This is a genomic window from Anaerotruncus sp. AF02-27, from assembly GCF_003465835.1.
In the GTDB taxonomy this organism is placed as follows: domain Bacteria; phylum Bacillota; class Clostridia; order Oscillospirales; family Ruminococcaceae; genus Anaerotruncus; species Anaerotruncus rubiinfantis.
The window spans coordinates 231,755-233,324 of the sequence record NZ_QSBX01000003.1; the positions used below are offsets into that span (position 1 = coordinate 231,755).

Annotated in this window: 1 protein-coding gene; it reads left to right on the top strand. The window is 43.8% G+C overall.

Going from position 1 to position 1,570, the window contains the following annotated elements; all coding sequences use genetic code 11:
• The first annotated feature begins 188 nt into the window (after positions 1-188).
• Entirely contained in the window at positions 189-812 is a 624-nt protein-coding gene (locus tag DWV16_RS04930; protein WP_050004614.1) for a class I SAM-dependent methyltransferase, read from the top strand.
• Positions 813-1,570: the final 758 nt, after the last annotated feature.

A 1,570-nucleotide genomic window follows, 5' to 3' on the forward strand; every position in this document is an offset into this window, starting at 1 on the left:
CCCAGGTGTCGAGGTAGCCGTAAATCTGGCTGACCTGTTCCAGCAGTTAGCGAAGAAGATGATTAAGCAGGTGGGAAAGTAATCATAAAGAGTAAAGAGAAAAAAGGAAATAAAATTCTCGTTGTCCGCAAAAAGATAGTGTGATATAATGTGGTTAGCTAAAGATAACTATGAAAGGAGCATTGTGTATGTCTTTTTTTCAAAATACTTGTAAGCCCAAAGGGATTGGCGGCAAAATTATGGTTAATATGATGAATACCGGACATTCATCTATGGCTGAATGGGGATTTACGCATATAGAAATTAGAAATAATTACATATGTCTGGATATTGGGTGTGGCGGTGGAGCAAATGTAAAAAAGCTATTGGCAAAAACTCCATACGGCAAAGTGACAGGTATTGATTATTCAGAAATCAGTGTAATAAAATCCCAAAAAATCAATAAGGCAGAAATAGAAAATAGGCGTTGCGAAATCTTGCAAGGTAATGTAATGAAACTTCCTTTCGGAAATGAAACTTTTGATATAATTACTGCGTTTGAAACAATATATTTTTGGCCTGATATTAATGAGGCATTTAAGCAAGTATATCGAGTTTTGAAAGGCAGCGGAACTTTTATGATTTGCAACGAATCAAATGGCGAAAATTCCAAAGAAGAAAAGTGGACTAAGATTATACAAGGAATGAAAATATACAATTCTGGACAAGTCAAAAAATCTTTAGAGGGTGCTGGTTTTACAGACATAAAAATACACAAAAATGAAAAAGGCTGGCTCTGCGTAGTTTGTAAAAAAGATAAAGATGTAAATTAACTATTGTTTTCTCAATAGCAAAGACAGCCGGGCCAGTCAACGGTCAAGATGAACGACGCATTTCATGCGCCGCCGTTGACAGTCCCGCCTGTCTTTGCTGATGGGAAATCAAGGCGGGAAAGCCCTAAAATGGCTTCCCGCCCATTTCAATTTTGAAAAAAGAAACGCTCCAAAATCAGAAAGAGGGCGGCCAAGTACTTCGGAGGATTGGCCGCCTTGTCCACCCATTCAGCGGGACGGTGGGCGGCGGTCAAGGCCGGGTGTAAACTCGTTCATTTCAGCCTTGACGCTTGCCCGCTGTCCTGCTACTTTTCTGGGAATGTGGCCACACTTCGGGACACTTTGTCCACAAGTCGGAGCGTAGGTCGAGGGACGGGGGCTTTCATATACGCCCTGTCTGCTGATGAAACCAGACCTGCGCTTGCGGCTCCACGCCACGCAAGCACAGCCCTGTTTTCCTGCCGCTTCAAATGCCCTTGCCCTCCCCGGCGGCAACGGCATTTTCACGGCAACGCCGACAGAGCGTATAACACACTACACTTTGCTACGCAAAGTCGTGTGCCAAAGGGGTACCCTTTGGAACCCCCAAACAACAAAACAGGCTGAATATCTCGCACTTTCCCGGTGCTTGATACTCAGCCTGTATTTGTTGTCAGCAGCCTCCGTTTCGTGGTCTGCGTGTAGTTCCTTGTAAACTGGCCTAAGTGGAACTGCAAATATCATATAGTGTTTGCGCCAAAGTATCGCAGGAAGGCGTT

Bases quoted from the DNA above. Each gene is read 5' to 3' on its own strand.
- DWV16_RS04930 (WP_050004614.1), top strand. From the start codon at position 189: ATGTCTTTTTTTCAAAATACTTGTAAGCCCAAAGGGATTGGCGGCAAA.